Below are 20042 nucleotides of genomic sequence, written 5' to 3'. Positions count from 1 at the left end.
GTCATTACTCTGCACATTTAATACTATCTTACATAACAAACTGCATGAATCTTAGGAGATACCATGAGCGCAGTGTTACAAACTTTTCCTTTGGGCTTTCCGTGGCAAACATTTGATCCGTTTTTATTTTGTGTATTTCACAATGACCGTTTTCCCAAAGGCAACGGACATTTTGGTCCTGACGCTTCGCTTGCTGGACGTGTAAAAGGTCAAGATTTTGCCTGGAAAGACGGATGGAACATGTACCACGGAGACAAAGTCCCAGGATTTCCTGGCCATCCTCATCGAGGCTTTGAAACCATCACAGTGGTAAACGAAGGTTTGGTCGACCACGCTGATTCATTAGGTGCAGCTGGGCGCTACGGGGGCGGTGATACGCAATGGATGACAGCGGGAAAGGGGATCCAACACTCGGAGATGTTTCCACTGCTCAATACCGAACGTGGCAACCCGCTAGAGTTGTTTCAAATTTGGTTAAATTTACCTTCAAACAATAAAATGGTGCCACCGCATTTCACTATGTTATGGCAAGAAGATATCCCAATTGTTGAAGTCCAAGAAGAGGGCAGTACCAGCGCGATAAAAGTTATCGCAGGTGAGCTAAACGGGCACAAAGCCCCTGCACCACCACCGGCTTCTTGGGCAAATAACCCTGATAATCATGTTGCAGTCTGGCACATAAAGATCCCTGCTGGAGGACAGTTTTCATTGCCGATATGTAATGAAACCGTGAATCGAGTGTTGTATTTGTTTGAGGGTGGAAATGCACATCTAAACGATACTTTACTTAAGCTAAACCACGGGGCCCGTGTTTCAGCATCCACAAAGGTAACGGTTGCTGCTTCAGAAACCCCCGTGCAGCTTTTATTGCTTCAAGGTCGCCCTATCAATGAGCCGGTCGTACAACACGGTCCATTTGTGATGAATAGCGCCGAACAGATCCATCAAGCTTTTGCTGATTATCGTCAAGATCAATTCGGAGGTTGGCCATGGCCTTCAAGTGAGCCTGTTCACACCGAAGCAAAAGGACGTTTTGCTCGCTATATAGATGGCACTACTGAAGAAAAATAAATTAGAGTTGTTGTCCTAACCCGGATTGTTGCTAATAATTAGTTTTGTGGCCAATCGTCACTGTATTTTTTATTTGCTTGGGAAGCCTCTACTTCTAAAGGAGCGCGGTCGTATCCATACTTTGCCATATCAGAAAAATGCTGGGTGACTACTTCATCTAGACTTGCTCTTTCAATTTGTAATACGTGTACTAGTTCATGAGCTAATTTAGGTCTATTTAACTTGAAGTCCTTACGAGAATATATCGAATAACCAAAAACCTGTGCATTATTAATTATCCCTTCACCAACTAGCCCGACAGCCTCACCAAATACCTTTAAGGCAAAGTTTTCATACGGATAGGGAACTTCATCCACGTAAATTATTCTTACTTTTTCGGGGTGCTCAATGCCTATCTCTGTGGCTAGAGTTAGTTCGTTTTGAGTCAATGGAGTACCAATCTCCTGTCCTTTTTGGTCTATTTTATGCGCCCAATTAATATACTGAGGCAACAAGACACCTGAGATAATTTTTTCATAAGAAAGCGCCAGTACAATCAAACTGCTAACTAAGACTAACGATATATATTTAATTGCTTTCATTGGTATCTAACTCCTGTCATCGTGTCCATGTACTAGTCAAAACGTCATCTAAAGCACTTAACTCTATATCCAATTGAGCTTCATTAATATGGCCTTTTTGGTAAGTGACCTCTAATTCTAAAAGTTTTAAAGTTTGTTCTAACAACTTGAGATAAAGAGGCGCGTTTAATGTACGACTTCTTTTAAGGTTAATTAAATACTCGTTTAGGTCACTCAGTGTCGTCCCTGATAGATTTTTGCTGACGATATTCTGTGTCAAAAAAGTATCCAAGTACTCTGGGTATGGTGGTGGGTTTTTTATATAGAAATCGGTTTTCAGCTCATCTTCTTTTGGCAGTTCATTAAAATATTCTATTAACTCCGCACTGTATTCATAACATGTCTGCACCGATGAGATGGATGACTTTAACAGCTTAATTACATCTTGTTTTTCTTTTTGTTCTGCTTCGTAATTTGTTATCGAAATCGCTAATAATACTCCCACTAACGTCGCAACAAGAGTTAGAAAAAAGTTAACTCCAACATTATACCGTTCAATAACACTTTTAAATATAGGTACAAACGTGAAAGCACCAAGAAAACAAAGAACAACAGTAAGTATTACGTAAAACATTTCAATCCTTTTGACGAACGAAAAATATAGAGGCGTTAGGCTATCCGTGACGAACCTTAATTAACGCATTGTTATGTGTTGATTACCTCAACAACTTTAAAACTTCTTCACCTTGGAAGTAAACAGACAGTTGATTACATCCCTTGGGTCTGACTTGAACCGTAACATAAGAGTTTTCAACGGCACTGTACATTTTGGCGCTCCAGTTATGCTGTGCCTTATCGATTTTAATATCTTTGATCACGACAGAACCAACCGCATCAGCATTGTTGGCATGAGAGTGAACCGATATCTCAGCTTTGTTTGAATCAAAAAATAGTTGAGCAGGTTTGGATGAGTGATCCCAAATACCTGAAACTGGACATTCATATTGAGCGTTTGCGGATAACCCAAAACTGCAGAAAAATGACAATAAAACTATCCGTTTGAACATATGCTCCCTTATCTAAACTTACTTCCGCATGATAAAGCTATTCGAGTGTATAAGATTGATAGTCTAGTTTCACTACATATGCCCTAAACATACTTTCGAACAATAAAAAACAATGGAATTATAATACCAGCCACCATTACAGAGACCATTAAGTAATTCTCCACAACCCATTTATCGGACGTAAAATTAAATAGGTATGTCAACAAACCGTTGGAACAGAATAAAGCCCAAAACCAATTGAGAATTGTAATGGGAAAATGCAGTTTGATTTTTTTTCGTTGAGTGAAATTCAGTAAACCAATTAGTAATGTTGGTAGTAACAAAAACGTTACTGTAAGCCCAAGAGGCGCTCCACTTACTCTTTTTAAAATGAATGACATGTTCAAAATACACCCTGGATTTCTAACGCTTGATTAAGAAGTGAGTTTAGGCATGCTAAACTATGTGGCGAATGAATTCGTGCACGCCGTGACGAGTATTTTTCAAATGATTCACTATGTGCCAACATAGCTCATTAAACCCATTGTATTTTTTACGCTGTTGGAAAGGATTTTAAATTCATCTTCTCTTTTGAACCCTTTGCAGCCATGATTTATTCGTACTGTTTTTTGTTGACCTGAATATTGAAGCGTTAGAATACTGTAACCACTGTGGCTCCATTCTTCTTTGCATTGTGGGTCCATTCCCTCTGGATTCATACCATAGTTATCTGCAAACTCCATGAATTGATAGTTGTCCAATATCTGCAGAAGCTCTGAGAAAGTATCTGATTTATTTTCGATTTTGTAAGTTCGGCTTACATTAGCATCGTTTTCTATAATAAGAACCGTCGTTCCGTCACTAAAAATTGAAGCTTTATAATGCTCCCATGGCTCTTTAAAACTAAAAGAAGAAATAGTGAATGAGTCATGACTTGGTTGTTCACACAGAGCGACAGACGAAATTAATGATATGACTAAAATAAAGTATTTCACTTTATCTCCTTTAAGTTGGTGTAAAGAGAAGCCTGGCAAATTGACAAAGCTGTCTGCGTGTTTACGTCCCAGCGATCGACAATGAGTGTCATAATTTGTTCGTTATGTACGTTCTTTAAAATATCCCAGCTTGTCTAATAACGCTGACTTTATTAGCCCAGGTTCTATTAAACCAGTTACTAATGTGTGAGCAACAATGCAAATAGCTAAGTTTCTATCACTGATTATGTAGACAAGAGCAAGTCCAGCGCCCAAGAAAAAAGTGTAAAAAGTTGCATTAATAGCTGCTGATAAAGCCTTACCACCCCAGACTAAATGAGCAAGTCCAAATGCTAAACCTGAAACTATAACTTGTATGAAATTACCATGTCCTTGTTCTTGAAGATAATCCATTAATAGTTTACGAAATACTAATTCTTCAAAGATTCCAGACACAATTGCTCCTAGTAGAGCCAAGTATTTTAATCCATTAAGCTTAAACATGTGCTCGCGCACTGTAGATATACTTGCTGCCCCCCATGCATATAGAGCGACTACCAAAGCAGCGGTCACCCATGCCAAAAAATTCACATTTGCTAATGTAGAGAAGCCAAACGAGGCAAAAAAATTGTCAGATGTAAAATACCAAAAAAGTAAAATACCTCCTTGGACCAAGATTATCGATGAGATTATTTTTACAGTTTGATTATTAATAGATTGCATAAAAGTCCTTTTAGTACAAAACGCTTCAATAATGTGTGAGACAGTTTGGCAGTTTTTTTGCGCCGTTTGCAATAAAAATCGACAAACTTAACTAATCACAATCAATTGACTTGTTAGTTGTCTTTGATTAACCTGTGAGTACAGATGTAGGCACAAACATGATTGCGAGGTGGTTATGGATACTCGAATTCAATTCAGAATCGATGAAGAAGTCAAAAGGCTAGCGCAACAAATGGCAGAGAGCCAGGGGCGAACTATTAGTGACGCTTGTCGAGAGCTTACAGAGCAATTGGCTGAGCAGCAACGTCAAAAGTTATCTCATGACACTTGGCTGTCGGAGCAGGTTAATTTAGCGTTTGAAAAGCTAGAAACAGGGAACACCAAGTTTGTTACTCATGAAGCTGCTAAGGAGTCTATGGCAGAACGGAAAGCAAAAATTAGACTTCGGGATTAATTGTGATTTATTGGGAAGAGCAATCGCTGATTGACCGAGAAAAAGTATTTGAATTTTTGTACGAGTTTAACCCATTAGCCGCAGAAGCAACCGATGATACTATTGAAAAAAATGTGGAAGGCCTGTTGCTGCAACCTGAAATGGGAGTCGAGCGAGAAGGCATAGAGGGGCGCTTGTTAATAATTCCTGAAATATCAATGATCGTTTCATATTACTCCGACGGAAAAAATATAAGAGTAATGAGAGTGCTTCACATGAAGCAAAAATTTCCAGGTTGAGGCTTTAGGCAGCTAACGCCGCTTGAACGCTTTGTTATGTGTTTAGCTCTTAGCTTGTTCTGGAAGCCTTTCGTAACTAGGTACATCACACAATTTCATAGACCATTGAGCACTACTACCAACAAAGATTTTTGCAGTAGGCGGAATTGGAACTGGACTATCGAGGCTACCAGCCGGAACCATTACGCTGTTAATACTTTCTGCAAACGTTGGGATTGCAGACCCGCATTTTGAACAAAAACTTTTTGCATGAAATGAATTTGGATGCTTATACGTTCTGACATCACTTTCACCGTTTAACCAAGTTAAGGTGCCAGCTTTAGCAAACAAATTTGCACCATGAGCCGAGCCTGTACTCTTTTGGCAACGAGTACAATGGCATAAAAAGAAAGACTGGAACTCACCTAAAAGCTCATACTTCACACTACCACAAAGGCATGAACCTCGATGTTTATTCGCCATAAAAGCCTCCTTTCTTTCGATTACACATAACACTCGCCTAAACGGCAATTAATAATGGGCTAAAATATAGAGCCCAGCGACAATAGCCCATTATTAATTGTCCGAGCGAGCTTGCGAGCGAATTAAGGCTCTTGTTATACATACTATTGCAACTGTTTGAGTACAGAGTCACCTAGTGCACTTGTAGTCCCAACTATACTCAAACATAACTCTTCACTGCAAAAGTAATTGGCATGCAAACTTCCATTGCCATTTTCTCTCTCATAAACATACCCATAGAAGTCGAAAGAAGAATAACTTTTTGTACTTTTTGACACCATCTTCTGAAGAGGGCTTGCAGTCTTAAATTCTACGTTGTCGGGCTTATCAAAAGTAACAAAATAGCTTTGATTAACAGGCCCATACGAGTCACAAATATATCGAACGTGGTTTTTAATTTTTACCGAAGGGTCAACTAATAACTTGCAATAATTAGGAAGCTCGATTTCGACATCAAAAATTTCAACTTGGTTTGAGAAAGCAAACGAGCTTTGGAGTAAACCTAAAAGCAAAAGTAATCGCATGACTTTCCTTATATGTATAACGTTAAGCTAACGGGCAGTAACGTAGCGGCATAATAGCGAAGCGCCGCTGCGTTACTGTCCCAGTGTGGCACGCAGTGCTACACGTGTTAAGCGCCTTGTTATATGCCATTGTTGAATACTTCACAAATTAGCATGTCTGGACTGCCCTCGTGGGTAAGTTTCACACTTAACCGTAATGAAGATGAAAGCCAAAACATAAACTCTTGCAGCATGGTGTAGCTTTGTTCATCGGGAACATCTAAAGGGGAAATGTCTAGTTCTATTTCTTCTTCGGTGAAAAAATGACAATTAACTTGGATCTTCGATCCAATCCATATATGAAGAATAGTTGGATTCGAAAACTGTAGTTCTTTGATACGACTAAAAGCTATTGGAAATGAGATCGATTTATCATTGTGAAAAAATTCTGTCTTATACGATGAATTAGCAATTAATTCGATAAATTCATCCCATATGGCTTCATTAGTCGGAGAAATGTAAATATCTCTCAATGAGCCATCTGCTTCGAATTCTTTTTTTATGTCAGACCATTTTTGCATGTTACTTTGGCATATAACACCCCACTAAGGGGCGATAACACATGGGCTAAAATTAGGAACGAAGTGACGCAGCCCATGTCTTAGCGTCCCAGCGAGCGAAGCGAGAGCCTTGAGTGGTTTGTTATACATTCGGTTCTTTACATTCGCTGCCAATGAGTCGGATACTGACTTTTGAAAACAATATTGAAATAATCTTCCGACTCTAAATTCCCACGCTTTACCATTGGGAAGAAATAGATTGCTGCGCAAAGCGAACAACATAAATATATGCAGCAAAACAGTAACAGGATGCCAAAACCAAAAACTGAATACACGATTTTGTCGCTATACTCCTTCAACGGGATATCAAGGCCTACTCCGAACAATGGTAGAGCGTTTATAAACAATAAATAAGTTATAAATGCTCCCAAAATACATCCGGAAGTTCCAACTTTCGCTGACTTCTCATAAAAATGTGGTTTCAGGTTAAGTTGGCTCTTTATCGCTTTAATAAAAATAACCTATACCTCGAGAATGTATAACGCCTCGTTAAGAGGCAATAAAATAGTTGGCTAAAATTAGCGACGAAGGAGCAAAAGCCAACTGTTTTTTGTCCTTTTGAACGACTTGTTATACGAACTTTAACTACTAGCTAAGAATTTACTCCATTCTTTAGCAGCACCTACTGAAGCCCCTAATGGAAATACTGATCCCACGATTATGAAATAATTGGAGTTTTCGAACTCTGTTGTTTGAAATATACCTGTAAACAAAAAATTAATGAATCCAAAAATACCGAATCCCCAACAAAGCAAAATTGCATATTTTACAAAATTAGATTTAGGTGAGTTAAAAGGATTTACTCGTTGAAAGCCTATCACAAGTGAAACTATAACGATTGCGGCGAAATACATGAAAACAGTCATGATAGGTGCCGCAATTACTAAGGCTAAATCATTCACTGTAACCAACCCTATGCAGAGCGAAATAGAACACCATAACAGTGAAAATTTAGTAAACCATTTTTCAGAGAAATTAATGTATGGGATTATTCTATGTTCAAGATTCACACCACGCTCCGTGTTCGTATAACGCTCCGCTCAGGAGCAATGTTTGGTTAGTGTTAAACTTGGAGCTTGCGACAATAACACTAACCAGAAGTTAATTGTCGTCTCTGAAGCGGCTTGTTATATGCCTGTACCTGATAAGTTTACCCAACCAATAAAAAGTAACAAGCAAGCAAAGAAACCCACAAAACTACATAATAAGCCTTGACGGTTTTCGGTATGGAGATAATCATAATTAACGGGCTTGGGATATTTACCGAAAGAGACCAATTTACATATTGGCCAGCCGATATAATAAAACACAAAGTTAAAAATAAGATCCACGAAAAGCCAGCCAATTGCTCTAGCTATCCCCTTAAAAAAACTATCTGCTAAATCTTCCAATGCTCAATATTCCTTAGGCATATAACGTTAAGCTAACGGGCAGTAACGTAGCGGCATAATAGCGAAGCGCCGCTGCGTTACTGTCCCAGTGTGGCACGCAGTGCTACACGTGTTAAGCGCCTTGTTATATGCCATTGTTGAATACTTCACAAATTAGCATGTCTGGACTGCCCTCGTGGGTAAGTTTCACACTTAACCGTAATGAAGATGAAAGCCAAAACATAAACTCTTGCAGCATGGTGTAGCTTTGTTCATCGGGAACATCTAAAGGGGAAATGTCTAGTTCTATTTCTTCTTCGGTGAAAAAATGACAATTAACTTGGATCTTCGATCCAATCCATATATGAAGAATAGTTGGATTCGAAAACTGTAGTTCTTTGATACGACTAAAAGCTATTGGAAATGAGATCGATTTATCATTGTGAAAAAATTCTGTCTTATACGATGAATTAGCAATTAATTCGATAAATTCATCCCATATGGCTTCATTAGTCGGAGAAATGTAAATATCTCTCAATGAGCCATCTGCTTCGAATTCTTTTTTTATGTCAGACCATTTTTGCATGTTACTTTGGCATATAACAATATATTATGTGGAAGTCTTGATAATGCCCCCACGTTTCTTTTCCAAATATTTACACAAAGTTGGCCCAATTACAAAAGGATAGAATTTTCTCAACCTTAACTACATTACTGACCACCATTATTACTTCGAAGTCTCAGTAACGCCAAGAATTGATGGTGTTCTTTTGTAGTAAAGTCAGCTACTTATAATCTTAATTTCCGTAAGTCCTGTTTTTACTGTCACTTCTAAATAACGCCCGTTTGGTTTTGGGTGAGGTCTAGTTTCATTTGCCAGTTTGGTTTCTTTTTTCATACTCAAAATAAAAACAAGGAGCCGCAATGGGACATTCTCCGTTTATGGAAAACGTTCGCCAAATTTTGCGAACAAAGCATTACAGTATTCAAACTGAAAAAGCATATTTAACCTGGATTAAACGTTTTATTTTGTTTCACAAAAAGCGTCATCCTGGGGAAATGGGTGAGCAAGAGGTGAGTGCATTTTTAACGCATCTTGCCGTAGAGAGACAAGTAACAGCATCTACCCAAAATTTAGCCTTGTGTGCCATTGTTTTTATGTACAAACATGTATTTAAAAAGGAGCTAACACTTTTGGACAACACGATCAGAGCCAAGGCGCCTAAGCGATTGCCAACCGTGTTATCGAACCAAGAAGCGATGCTTATCATCAATCAAATGAAAGAGCCGTATCACTTAATGTTTTCAATGTTATATGGCTGCGGATTGCGAAAAGCAGAGCTATTGGCTTTGCGTGTCAAAGATATTGATTTTGAACTTGGCTCAGTCTTTGTTTTTCGAGGCAAAGGCAGTAAAGATCGCACGACAATGCTCCCCGTCTCTTTAGTCGAAAGGTTAAGGCGGCAAGTTGAACGGGTCGAGCAGATACACCAAAAAGACATTGTTGAAGGTGAGGGAAGAACAAGCCTACCACCGAGTCTAATTCGAAAGTATCCTTCAGCGATAACTCAAATTAAGTGGCAATATCTTTTCCCGTCGCGTAATCGGTGTATCCACCCGTACGATGGTTACGTGTGCAGGCATCATATTCATTGGTCTGCATTGGCTAAAGCGCTACGCAAGGCAGTGTTGAGTTCTGGAATTAAAAAACACGTGACTGCGCATACATTTCGTCATTCATTTGCAACACAACTTCTGCTTTCTGGAGCGGATATTAGAACGGTACAGGAATTGTTGGGCCACAGTGATTTAAGAACAACGCAAATCTACACCCATGTGATTGGACAACATTCGTCAGGTGCCCGAAGTCCGGTAGACCAAGTTTTAGGAATCTAAATATTTGTGTATTTAACCAATAAACTCAAATAGTTGGGATTTGACTTGGCCAGCATCTTTATTTTTGGTTAGTGCAAATTGATTTTGCCAGTCCGATTGTGCCAGATCGAAACCGGTACCTTGCTCTTGTTCAATGTAAACAAGACTGCCTGGTCTTAATTTGTTGCCTTCGAGTAGCAATTTAATCGTTGGTTCAACAAAATCTTGATGAAATGGAGGGTCAATGAATACTAGGTCAAACTCACCGTCTAGGTGTTTTATTTGTTGAAAAAAGTCACCTTGTTTGACCGTAATCTGCTGAGACGCGTTAAGCAATTGGCAATTGTCTTTAAGTTGTTGAGCAGCTTGTTTGTTTTTTTCAAAACACATGACTGATTCGGCACCTCGAGAGGCGGCTTCAAACCCTAATGAACCTGCGCCTGCAAAGCAATCCAATACTTTTGCGTTTCGCACGTCGGTCATTAACCAATTAAAGAGTGTTTCTTTCAAACGGTCGGTGGTCGGTCGCAACCCCTCTTTGTCATGTACCTTAAGTCTGCGCCCACGCCATTGTCCACCAATCAGCCTAATTTCACCTTTGCTGGTGGTTTTTGCTGGCTTCTTTTTGGTTCGGTTTGGAAAATTTGAGGATGCTTTCAAGGTTGTGCCTTTAATATACGATTGAACAGTTAAAATCTGCCACAAATTACGTTACTATTGCGCGATATTATCCCGCTCTAGCGTTCACATTTAAAGGTTTTTTTAATGGCAAAGAAGTCAGGTTTTTTTTCTTGGTTTAAAAAGGACAAAGAAAAAGAAGAATCACAACAGATTGCTCCAGAATCGACACAAGAGACAGTTCAAGATCTACCAGTAGAGCAAGCGTTAGAAACAGAGCAAGCTGTAGAGACAGAGCAAGCTTTAGAAACAGAGCAAGTTGTAGAAACAGAGCAAGTTGTAGAAACAGAACAAGCTGTAGAGACAGAGCAAGCTTTAGAAACGGAGCAAGCTGTAGAGACAGAGCAAGCTGTAGAGACAGAGCAAGCTGTAGAGACAGAGCAAGCTGTAGAGACAGAGCAAGCTGTAGAGACAGAGCAAGCTGTAGAAACAGAACAAGCACTAGAAACAGAGCAAGTTGTAGAAACAGAGCAAGCTGTAGAAACAGAACAAGTACAACCTAAGTTGGGCTTGTTTGAGCGTCTAAAGCGCGGCTTATCAAAAACACGCCAACAAATTGGTGGTGGTTTCTTATCGCTATTTGCCGGTAAGCAAATCGATGATGACCTATACGAAGAACTAGAGACTCAGTTGTTGATGTCTGATGTGGGCATGGATACAACAATGAAGCTGATTGATCGTTTGACTGACCATGCTGATCGCAAACAGTTAAAAGACGCAGATGCATTGTACGGTTTGTTGAAAGATGAAATGACCGAGATCCTCAAAAAAGCCGACCAGCCGCTAGTGTTGCACAATGATGATGGTCCGTTTGTTATTTTGATGGTGGGCGTAAACGGGGTTGGTAAAACCACGACCATCGGCAAAATGGCTAAACAGTTCCAGCAACAGGGTAAGTCAGTTATGTTGGCAGCGGGTGACACATTCCGTGCTGCTGCGGTAGAGCAGTTACAAGTTTGGGGCGAACGCAATGACGTACCTGTTGTCGCTCAGCACACAGGCGCGGATAGTGCGTCGGTGATCTTTGATGCTTATCAAGCGGCTAAAGCGCGAGGCGCAGATGTATTGATTGCTGATACGGCTGGTCGACTGCAAAACAAAGACAACTTGATGCAAGAGTTGTCAAAAATTGTTCGTGTACTTAAAAAGATCAACGAAAACGTGCCACACGAGGTGATGTTAACGATTGATGCGACAACCGGACAAAACGCCATGAGCCAAACCAAAATCTTTAACGAGGCCGTCGGTCTTACAGGCATTACATTGACCAAGTTAGATGGCTCTGCGAAAGGTGGTGTTATTTTCTCGGTGGCCGAGCAATTTAACATCCCTATTCGTTATATCGGTGTTGGTGAGAGCGTCGATGATTTGCGCACCTTCGAGCACAAGGCCTTTATCGATGCGCTTTTTGATTAATCCAAAGTGATTAATTGAAATTGACCAATTGAGTCTTTTTTATACGCGGTTCATAGGTTAGTCTATAACCGCGTTACAGCTGTCGAAAATTGATATCTGAACAACAGTAAAGTGACGTCATTGATACAGGCGTGATACACACAAAAATAATAATAAATGTCAAAATAGGCAACAAACATTGGGGACAGATAGGGACGCGCATGATCCGATTTGAACAAGTCAGTAAAACCTATCCGGGTGGTTTTAAAGCATTAGAAAAAGTATCATTTGAAGTCGCCAAGGGTGAAATGGCCTTTTTAACGGGCCACTCTGGTGCAGGTAAAAGTACCTTACTAAAGCTTATCAGCATGATAGAGCGCCCGTCGATTGGTAATGTCTTCATCAACGACAAAAACCTCAACCTAATTACTCCAAGCCAAGTTCCGTATGCGCGACGTGACATCGGCATGATTTTTCAAAACCACCGTTTACTGCAAGAGCATACTGTTTTTGACAATGTCGCTTTACCGCTGGTTATCGAGGGTTACACCCAAGGTGAGATTGCTAAGCGCGTACATGCTGCGTTGGACAAAGTAGGGCTATTAGATAAAGCCAAATGTTTACCAAAAATATTATCAGGCGGTGAACAGCAACGTGTTGGTATCGCTCGAGCTGTGGTAAATAAGCCGCCATTGTTATTGGCCGATGAGCCTACGGGTAACCTTGACCCTGAATTATCGAAAGAAATCATTAATGTATTTCAACAGTTTAATGACGTTGGCGTGTCGGTACTTATCGCGACCCACGACTTGGGTTTGATAGCGCGCATGCGCAATCGCACCTTAACCTTAAAACAAGGGCGTATGATTAATGATGGTTTACAACAGTCCTTACAACCCGAAAACGAAACCTTAGGGTTTTAGTCCAAGCGTTAAAGAGAGAGTAAAACGATGAGTATTTTATTTAACGCAGAGCAGACCGGTGCCCGAGATAAGAAAATCAGCCCATTGCGACGTTTTGTTTACTTTTGGATCAACAATGCCCGTCAAATCATTACTAGCCTTGGTGAAATATGGCGAACGCCGATAGCGTCTGTAATGACAATTTTGGTGATGGGTTTATCTTTAACCTTACCTGCGACCTTACACATCATTGTCAAAAACGTGCAGTCTATAAATGTTCAGTGGGAAAGCGCGTCAGAGATAAGTTTATTTTTAAATGATGGGCTGACAGAACAGCAGATATCCAGTGCTATCCGTCGTATCAGCGCTTATGATGAAGTAGAAGAGCTGAGATACATCAGTAAGACCGACGCATTAGAAGAATTTAAAAAGTTATCTGGCTTTGGTAATGCAATGGACTATTTGTCCGAAAACCCTCTACCAGCGTCTTTAATCGTCACCCCGCAACCTGAATATCGTCAAGCGCAGGCAGCTAAGAATTTACTCTACAAGCTACAAAAAGAACGCGAAGTAGACTTTGGCAAGCTCGACATCGACTGGCTAGCAAGACTCAATGCGATTGTTAGCATGCTAGAAGAGTCGGTGATTACAGTGGCTATTTTACTCTTGGTCTCTGTCGTACTGATCATAGGCAATACCATCCGTTTATCGATTATTTCTCGTCGAGAAGAAATAGAAGTGATGAAGCTTGTCGGTGCTACTGAAGCCTTCATTCAGCGTCCATTTGTATACACAGGTATTTGGTATGGCTTAATGGGTGGCTTTATCGCATTTGTTGTATTGGCTTTTGTGGTTTGGTGGATGCAATCGGCATTAGTGGATATTTCAGGTTTGTATATGGCTGACTTTGAAATAGAAGGGCTAAACTTTTCTGAGTTTATTACTCTGATGCTTGTGGCTTCTGGGCTCGGTTTTTCTGGCGCATTTTGGTCGGTGCATCGTCACATTAAAGAAATTGAACCATCCTTAGATTAATCTGCTTTTTTACTTTCTGCGTACACTCTATCGAAGAGAAAATGATGCAGAACAGCGCAAAATGACGGGCGGTATTTGTACATACCGCCTTATTTTTACCCAAACATTTACCATTAATACATGATTTTAAAGCATATTTTTTTTTGTTATTTAGGCTTGGATTAGATAGATCTTTTTATTCTATAAATAGTCTAAATAAAATTAGCACTCTTTAAGTGAGAGTGCTAATATCGAGTTCAGTTAACCAATAATGGTTTCTAAAGGAGCTTCATAATGAATCAAGTTGATAATTCAATGGCACTAGCTTTAACGCCTCAAACAGGTAGCATCGAGTCGTATGTTTCCTACGTAAGTGGCATTGATATGCTGACCGCCGAAGAAGAGCGTGACTTGGCTTACAAACTCTATGAAGATGGCGATTTAGAATCTGCTCGTAAGTTGATCATGTCTCACTTGCGTTTTGTTGTGCATATTGCACGCAGTTATTCAGGTTATGGTTTACCTCAAGCCGACCTTATCCAAGAAGGTAATATCGGTTTGATGAAAGCGGTTAAACGCTTTAACCCAGAAGTGGGTGTACGCTTGGTGTCTTTTGCTGTGCATTGGATTAAAGCGGAAATTCACGAGTTTGTGCTTAAAAACTGGCGCATCGTTAAAGTTGCAACAACTAAAGCACAGCGTAAATTGTTCTTTAATCTTCGTAAGAACAAAAAGCGTTTAGGCTGGTTCAGCAACGAAGAAGTTGAAAATGTAGCAGATTCACTGGGCGTTTCTAAAAAAGAAGTGCTAGAAATGGAATCGCGCATGAGCAACTACGACATGGCGTTTGATATGGGTGCTGATGACGAAGACTCAGAAGCTGCACCGTACTCACCTTCTTTATACTTAGAGGCGGATAATTCGGACGTTGCCCAAACGGTTGCTGATGAGCAATACGAAACACACACAAATCAACGTTTGTTGTCTGCTATCAAAACGTTAGATGACCGCAGCCAAGATATTTTGTACAGCCGCTGGTTAGACGAAGACAACAAAACAACTTTGCAAGAACTTGCTGACAAGTACTCTGTTTCTGCTGAGCGTGTTCGCCAGTTAGAAAAGAACGCAATGAAAAAAATCCAAGTTCTGTTGGCAGCGTAATCGAGCTAACTGACATTTGAATGTAAGATTGATAAAACCAGCTTCGGCTGGTTTTTTGTTTTCTGTCCTTTTAAAATGCTGCTAACACCCAACAAACACACTTAAAACAAAAGGACCCACGATGTTAGGTACCTTAAAAAAAATGCGCTCGAATGTCGGCGCAGACAGCAATATTCAATATTCATTACCTGTCGGTGATGAGTTGTTACCACTTAATGATTTAATTGGTAAGAGATTGACGTTAACTCACACGGGTAATATCCACTGCCAAAACTGTGGCAAAAAAACCAAAAAGAGCTTTTCTCAAGGATTTTGTTTTCCTTGTATGAAAAAGCTCGCTGCATGTGACATGTGCATTATGAAACCAGAAACTTGTCACCATGCTGAAGGGACTTGCCGGGAACCGGAGTGGGGCGAAGCCAATTGTATGATCCCTCACTATGTCTACTTATCAAATACGTCAGGCTTAAAAGTCGGTATTACACGTCATACTCAAATTCCAACTCGTTGGGTAGACCAAGGTGCAACTCAAGCTTTGCCAATTTTTAAAGTAAATACCCGTCTTACTTCAGGCTTAGTAGAAACGGCACTGGCCGAATTTATTGCCGACAAAACCAATTGGCGCGCGTTATTAAAAGGCGAAAATGAGCCGATGGATCTAAAGGAAAAAGCCAAAGAGCTGATCCCACAGATAAGTGAGCGCTTAGAAGAAGTTAAATTGAAATTTGGCGAAGATGCCGTTGAGTTATTAGATGAAGCTATTGTTGATTTGAGTTACCCAGTTACTGAGTACCCTACTAAAATAAAATCTCATAACTTTGATAAAGAGCCGGTTGTTTCAGGGGTTCTTGAAGGCATAAAAGGTCAATATCTGATCTTCGATACGGGTGTTATTAATGTCCGTAAGTTTACGTCCTATGAAGTCGCTGTAGAAACAGCTTCAGCTTAGTAATTACTAAAACGAAAAACACCGACTTTAATAGTCGGTGTTTTTGTATCTAATAGGTGTGCGTTATTCGCTACCGATATCTTGTTTCGGATCGTAATCCGGTCGCTGACCAGCAAACTGAATAACTGGAGCGGTCGGCAACAAGCTTGAAAGTGGAACTAACTCTACGCCGTGGGCTTCGAGATAAGGTAGTTCTTGTTTTAGAACTTCATAGGTTTCTTTATATGGGTGGCCTATCGCAATAGCAGAGCCATATTTTTTGGCAATATTAATCGTTCTTGCGAGCTGTTTTCGGATAAATGCGGGATCTTTGTGATGATCCAAGAAGATGTTGCGGTCTAAGGTGTTAACGCCCCATTCCAATGCTACTTGTTCAACTTTACTTTGATTTGTGGTTTTTGAATCGAGAAAGAACATGTTGTGTTGACGCAAAAGCTCCATGGTCCACGACATTGGGCGCTCTTTTTGAGTCAATAAACTACCCATGTGATTGTTTACACCGATAGCATAAGGAATGTCTTCAAGTGCTTGCAGCAAGGTTTGTTGGTACTGTTGTTTGTTCATGTCAGTCAACAAAGCACCAGGACCTAACAAACGATTGTTATCGTGTGCTTGCATTGGCAAATGAATAATGACGTCGCGTTGATTTTGTGCAGCGAGTTGCGCGTATTTAGCACCCAAAGGCGTATGAGGAAGCACCGCAAAAGTTAGCGGAGCCTCCATATCGAGTAATCTTTTGTCTGAGTGTTTGTAACCTATATCATCAATAACGATGGCAATTTTGCCATTGTGATCGAAATAACGCTCTTTAGCGTCTACTGCCCAAACACAGAGCGAACTCAGTGCTACAGACGTGACAAGGCCAACACGTACGGCGTTCCTGCCGATAAATTTTATAATTTTGCGCACGACAATAATTTTTATGTATTTGTTATTGTTCTAATTTTTATTTTACTGACTCAGCCATAGACACTTTTCTTTTGATGTCCATCACCTGTCAGCGATTGGCTCGATTATAACGATTTTAATCTACCGACACCAGCGAGCTGGGTCAACGGTTTTTCCTTTATAACGAATTTCGAAATACAAACCTGGCTCTGACTTACCACCACTTTGACCAACAAGAGCGAGCGGCTCGTTTTTCTCAACAAAGTCACCGGCCTGTTTTAATAATGCTTGGTTGTGACCATAAAGACTCATGTACTTTTTACCATGATCAACCACAGTCACCCATCCAAAGCCTTTTAACCAGTCAGAATAAATCACAATACCATCGGCAATTGCGTTAACGGGTGCACCAAGTTGACCATCAATCATCACGCCTTTCCAACGCATCGAACTTTGGCGACGTTGACCGTAGCGTTTACTAATGCGTCCCTTCGCCGGCCATTTGAGCTTTTTCTTTAAGTTATAAAGACCCGCTAAATCTTCAGGTCTTGGTACTGCATTTCGCTCGGCTTCTTCAATTGCTTTGGCTAAACGCTGCTGATCGGCTTGTAGTTGTTCAAGTCGGCTGGCGTCTGATTTGATCTTCGCGTTGAGCTTTTTGAGTGCGGTTTGGCGCTGCTTTTGGCTGGCGACTAAAGATTGGCGCTCTTGTTTTTGTTGTTCTTTTAACTCGAATAGTTGCTGTCTTTCACTGGCGAGAGTATCGGCTATTTCTTGTAAACGAGTGAGGGTGTACTGAATGTCTTCGAGTTGTTTTACCCGTGCGTCGTTCATCTTTCGATAATAGGTGATCAGACGTTCAAGCTGGGCTGGGTCATTTTGATTGAGTAATAACTTGGTGTAATCGTGTTTGCCGTTTAAATACGCGGTTCGAACCATATCCGCCAATACGGCTTGTTGTTGCTGTTTTTGTCGATTGAGTTTGTTCTGTTCGGTTTCGAGCTTGTCAATTTTGTCATTAACAGCCGTTAGCTTGTTGTCTGTTTGTTTAAGACTTAATGCGACTTTAGACACGGTTAATTCGGCACGTTGAAACTCGGCTTCTAGACTCGATTTTTTGGCAATTTGTTGGTCTAGCTTCTTGGCTTGTGCTTCGATTTGCTGTTGAATTTGAGCCAGGCGCTCATTCGACTTTTCTAGTTGGCTTTTGTTGTCATTGGCGAGCACTGAAGTACTAGAGAGTAGGACAGAGATGCCCAGCCACAAATGAACAAATAATAATGGTCGTAATGATGACAAAGTGATTGGCGACTTCCTGCCCATGTTATAACGGTTCCCAAACTAAAATTTCAAACTGCGGGTTATATGCTAACGAGTAAAACGGTCACAAAAAAGGGTTAACAACCGTTAACCCTTATCTAATCAAGCTACGCTCAATTAATCAACTAGCATCAGTGGTTTGCCAGTCATTTCTTGAGGACGCTCCATACCCATTAACGTTAAGATAGTCGGGGCAACGTCACTAAGCACGCCACCTTCAACTGGCTTAGCGTCACGACCAACATAAATAAATGGTACAGGCTCACTTGTGTGTGCAGTATGCGCTTGGCCCGTGCTAGGGTCACTCATTTGTTCTGCATTACCGTGGTCAGCGGTGATAATACCTTCACCACCGACTTCTTCTAATGCTTCTACTACTCGACCGATACAGGCGTCTACCGCTTCACAGGCTTTAACTGCTGCTTCGTATACACCCGAGTGACCAACCATGTCACCGTTAGGGTAGTTAACAACGATAAAGTCATATTTTCCTGACTTAATCGCTTCAACCAGCTTGTCTGTTAGCATTTCAGAATTCATCTCTGGTTGTAGGTCATATGTGGCTACTTGCGGAGATGGGATCAGTTCGCGGTCTTCACCTTCAAACAAATCTTCACGCCCACCCGAGAAGAAAAAGGTTACGTGTGCGTATTTTTCTGTTTCAGAGATTCGCAACTGAGTTTTATTGTGTTTAGCTAACCACTCACCCATAACGTTATTAAGAGCAACTGGCGGGAAGGCGACGGTTGTATCAATATCGGCTGCGTATTCAGTTAACATCACATAATCGTGTAACTGAGGGGTTACTTTACGCTCAAAACCATCAAATTCTTTCTCGACGAACGCTCGAGTAATTTCGCGAGCGCGGTCAGCACGGAAGTTCATAAATACAATGCTGTCACCGTCATTAATCGTCACTTTATCGCCAATCACTGTTGCTTTGACAAACTCATCGTTTTCGTCTCGGTCATAGGCGTTTTGAAGACCTTCGACGCCGGTATTGGCTTCAAATTGGCCTTCACCTAGAGTTAATAGATTGTAGGCTTGTTCTACGCGGTCCCAACGATTGTCACGATCCATTGCGTAATAACGGCCAATTAGTGTCGCAACTTTGCCTGACTTAGTCTCTGCAAAGTGGGCTTCTAGCGCAGCGATGGATTTTTCGGCACTACGAGGTGGTGTATCACGGCCATCTAAAAAGGCGTGCACGTAAATTTTGTTGGCACCTTGTTGTTCGGCTAATTTGATCATTGCATGAATATGGTCTTCGTGGCTGTGAACGCCACCTGGAGATAAAAGACCAAAAATATGCACGGCACCAGCGTTATTGACGGCACCTTTAACTGCACCAACTAATGCATCATTAGTAAAAAAATCACCATCGTCGATGGCTTTTGAAATACGAGTAAAGTCTTGGTATACCACTCGGCCAGCACCTAGGTTTACGTGTCCAACTTCTGAGTTACCCATTTGTCCGTCAGGCAGGCCTACGTCCATACCGCTCCCCGAAATTAACGTACTTGGACGTGTACTCCACAAATTATCCAGTACAGGGGTGTTGGCATTGGCAATGGCATTGTTTGACGTCTCTTCGCGATGGCCCCAACCATCGAGAATACAAAGCACAAATGGTTTTTTGTTAGACATATTCTTCCTAATTCATACAAGTGACATTTAGACTGTTTATTCTAACGTCAATTACTCAACATGTACAAAAATTTAGCTTTTGGACTATGCCCCATAAGCGGGTATAATCGCGC

The 20042-nt window shown here is 40.8% G+C and carries 24 protein-coding genes; 9 read left to right on the top strand and 15 right to left on the bottom strand.

The genetic code is table 11. From position 1 onward, the window contains the following. Nucleotides 1–63: 63 nt before the first annotated feature. Entirely contained in the window at nucleotides 64–1071 is a 1008-nt protein-coding gene (locus J1N51_RS07640) for a pirin family protein (protein ID WP_208830004.1), read from the top strand. A 38-nt stretch (nucleotides 1072–1109) separates the two neighbouring features. On the opposite strand, the gene J1N51_RS07635 is transcribed toward J1N51_RS07640, so the two are convergent. From J1N51_RS07635 to J1N51_RS07615, 5 genes are all read right to left on the bottom strand, one after another. Next, complete coding sequence (locus J1N51_RS07635; protein WP_208830002.1) at nucleotides 1110–1652, bottom strand: hypothetical protein; 543 nt, start codon at nucleotides 1650–1652, stop codon at nucleotides 1110–1112. A 16-nt stretch (nucleotides 1653–1668) separates the two neighbouring features. Continuing rightward, nucleotides 1669–2265 (bottom strand): hypothetical protein, encoded by a 597-nt coding sequence (locus J1N51_RS07630; RefSeq protein WP_208830000.1) that lies wholly within the window; start codon nucleotides 2263–2265, stop codon nucleotides 1669–1671. Nucleotides 2266–2347: 82 nt separating this feature from the next. Further along, on the bottom strand, nucleotides 2348–2698 hold the full coding sequence (locus J1N51_RS07625) for a hypothetical protein (RefSeq protein WP_208829998.1): 351 nt from the start codon (nucleotides 2696–2698) through the stop codon (nucleotides 2348–2350). A gap of 494 nt (nucleotides 2699–3192) precedes the next feature. Continuing rightward, a complete protein-coding gene (locus J1N51_RS07620; protein WP_208829996.1) occupies nucleotides 3193–3672 on the bottom strand; it encodes a hypothetical protein in 480 nt (159 codons plus the stop codon). A 102-nt stretch (nucleotides 3673–3774) separates the two neighbouring features. Further along, nucleotides 3775–4374, bottom strand: a complete 600-nt coding sequence (locus J1N51_RS07615) for a CPBP family intramembrane glutamic endopeptidase (protein WP_208829994.1) — start codon at nucleotides 4372–4374, stop codon at nucleotides 3775–3777. A gap of 175 nt (nucleotides 4375–4549) precedes the next feature. On the opposite strand from J1N51_RS07615, the gene J1N51_RS07610 reads away from it, so the two are divergent. Beyond that, the gene (locus tag J1N51_RS07610) at nucleotides 4550–4828 is read left to right on the top strand and encodes a type II toxin-antitoxin system RelB/DinJ family antitoxin (protein WP_208829992.1); all 279 of its coding nucleotides are present in this window, start codon (nucleotides 4550–4552) and stop codon (nucleotides 4826–4828) included. Between the two features lie 2 nt (nucleotides 4829–4830). Beyond that, complete coding sequence (locus J1N51_RS07605) at nucleotides 4831–5106, top strand: type II toxin-antitoxin system RelE/ParE family toxin (protein ID WP_208829990.1); 276 nt, start codon at nucleotides 4831–4833, stop codon at nucleotides 5104–5106. Between the two features lie 42 nt (nucleotides 5107–5148). On the opposite strand, the gene J1N51_RS07600 is transcribed toward J1N51_RS07605, so the two are convergent. The 6 genes from J1N51_RS07600 to J1N51_RS07575 form a co-directional block, all read right to left on the bottom strand. Beyond that, entirely contained in the window at nucleotides 5149–5568 is a 420-nt protein-coding gene (locus J1N51_RS07600) for a GFA family protein (protein WP_208829988.1), read from the bottom strand. Between the two features lie 143 nt (nucleotides 5569–5711). Continuing rightward, entirely contained in the window at nucleotides 5712–6131 is a 420-nt protein-coding gene (locus tag J1N51_RS07595; protein WP_208829986.1) for a hypothetical protein, read from the bottom strand. Nucleotides 6132–6250: 119 nt separating this feature from the next. Then, a complete protein-coding gene (locus J1N51_RS07590) occupies nucleotides 6251–6691 on the bottom strand; it encodes a hypothetical protein (RefSeq protein ID WP_208829980.1) in 441 nt (146 codons plus the stop codon). 620 nt (nucleotides 6692–7311) lie between these two features. Continuing rightward, nucleotides 7312–7740, bottom strand: a complete 429-nt coding sequence (locus J1N51_RS07585; protein WP_208829984.1) for a hypothetical protein — start codon at nucleotides 7738–7740, stop codon at nucleotides 7312–7314. Nucleotides 7741–7857: 117 nt separating this feature from the next. Beyond that, on the bottom strand, nucleotides 7858–8121 hold the full coding sequence (locus J1N51_RS07580; RefSeq protein ID WP_208829982.1) for a hypothetical protein: 264 nt from the start codon (nucleotides 8119–8121) through the stop codon (nucleotides 7858–7860). Between the two features lie 124 nt (nucleotides 8122–8245). Beyond that, nucleotides 8246–8686 (bottom strand): hypothetical protein, encoded by a 441-nt coding sequence (locus J1N51_RS07575; RefSeq protein WP_208829980.1) that lies wholly within the window; start codon nucleotides 8684–8686, stop codon nucleotides 8246–8248. A 338-nt stretch (nucleotides 8687–9024) separates the two neighbouring features. Here J1N51_RS07575 and J1N51_RS07570 point away from each other — a divergent pair, with 338 nt between their 5' ends. After that, on the top strand, nucleotides 9025–9996 hold the full coding sequence (locus J1N51_RS07570) for an integron integrase (protein ID WP_208829978.1): 972 nt from the start codon (nucleotides 9025–9027) through the stop codon (nucleotides 9994–9996). 12 nt (nucleotides 9997–10008) lie between these two features. On the opposite strand, the gene rsmD is transcribed toward J1N51_RS07570, so the two are convergent. Further along, nucleotides 10009–10635, bottom strand: a complete 627-nt coding sequence (gene rsmD / locus J1N51_RS07565; RefSeq protein ID WP_208829976.1) for a 16S rRNA (guanine(966)-N(2))-methyltransferase RsmD — start codon at nucleotides 10633–10635, stop codon at nucleotides 10009–10011. Nucleotides 10636–10740: 105 nt separating this feature from the next. Here rsmD and ftsY point away from each other — a divergent pair, with 105 nt between their 5' ends. The 5 genes from ftsY (at nucleotide 10741) to J1N51_RS07540 (ending at nucleotide 16074) form a co-directional block, all read left to right on the top strand. After that, complete coding sequence (gene ftsY, locus J1N51_RS07560; RefSeq protein WP_208829974.1) at nucleotides 10741–12069, top strand: signal recognition particle-docking protein FtsY; 1329 nt, start codon at nucleotides 10741–10743, stop codon at nucleotides 12067–12069. Between the two features lie 200 nt (nucleotides 12070–12269). Then, nucleotides 12270–12971 (top strand): cell division ATP-binding protein FtsE, encoded by a 702-nt coding sequence (gene ftsE, locus J1N51_RS07555; protein WP_208829972.1) that lies wholly within the window; start codon nucleotides 12270–12272, stop codon nucleotides 12969–12971. Nucleotides 12972–12998: 27 nt separating this feature from the next. Next, nucleotides 12999–13985 carry a permease-like cell division protein FtsX gene (ftsX, locus tag J1N51_RS07550; RefSeq protein WP_208829970.1) on the top strand — a complete coding sequence of 329 codons (987 nt, stop codon included), beginning with the start codon at nucleotides 12999–13001 and terminating at the stop codon, nucleotides 13983–13985. 273 nt (nucleotides 13986–14258) lie between these two features. Then, nucleotides 14259–15125 carry an RNA polymerase sigma factor RpoH gene (gene rpoH, locus J1N51_RS07545; protein ID WP_208829969.1) on the top strand — a complete coding sequence of 289 codons (867 nt, stop codon included), beginning with the start codon at nucleotides 14259–14261 and terminating at the stop codon, nucleotides 15123–15125. 121 nt (nucleotides 15126–15246) lie between these two features. Then, nucleotides 15247–16074, top strand: coding sequence for a DUF2797 domain-containing protein (locus J1N51_RS07540; RefSeq protein WP_208829968.1), 828 nt, complete (start codon nucleotides 15247–15249; stop codon nucleotides 16072–16074). 63 nt (nucleotides 16075–16137) lie between these two features. Here the strand turns inward: J1N51_RS07540 and J1N51_RS07535 are convergent, their stop codons facing one another. From J1N51_RS07535 to gpmM, 3 genes are all read right to left on the bottom strand, one after another. Next, on the bottom strand, nucleotides 16138–16983 hold the full coding sequence (locus J1N51_RS07535) for a divergent polysaccharide deacetylase family protein (protein ID WP_232842764.1): 846 nt from the start codon (nucleotides 16981–16983) through the stop codon (nucleotides 16138–16140). Between the two features lie 120 nt (nucleotides 16984–17103). Next, complete coding sequence (locus J1N51_RS07530; RefSeq protein WP_208829967.1) at nucleotides 17104–18261, bottom strand: murein hydrolase activator EnvC family protein; 1158 nt, start codon at nucleotides 18259–18261, stop codon at nucleotides 17104–17106. 138 nt (nucleotides 18262–18399) lie between these two features. Next, nucleotides 18400–19929 (bottom strand): 2,3-bisphosphoglycerate-independent phosphoglycerate mutase, encoded by a 1530-nt coding sequence (gene gpmM / locus J1N51_RS07525; protein WP_208829965.1) that lies wholly within the window; start codon nucleotides 19927–19929, stop codon nucleotides 18400–18402. Nucleotides 19930–20042 lie beyond the last annotated feature (113 nt).

This window comes from Psychrosphaera ytuae (genome assembly GCF_017638545.1).
In the GTDB taxonomy this organism is placed as follows: domain Bacteria; phylum Pseudomonadota; class Gammaproteobacteria; order Enterobacterales; family Alteromonadaceae; genus Psychrosphaera; species Psychrosphaera ytuae.
Note: the sequence above shows the minus strand (reverse complement) of the source record. Positions and strands in the feature narration are given on the sequence as shown.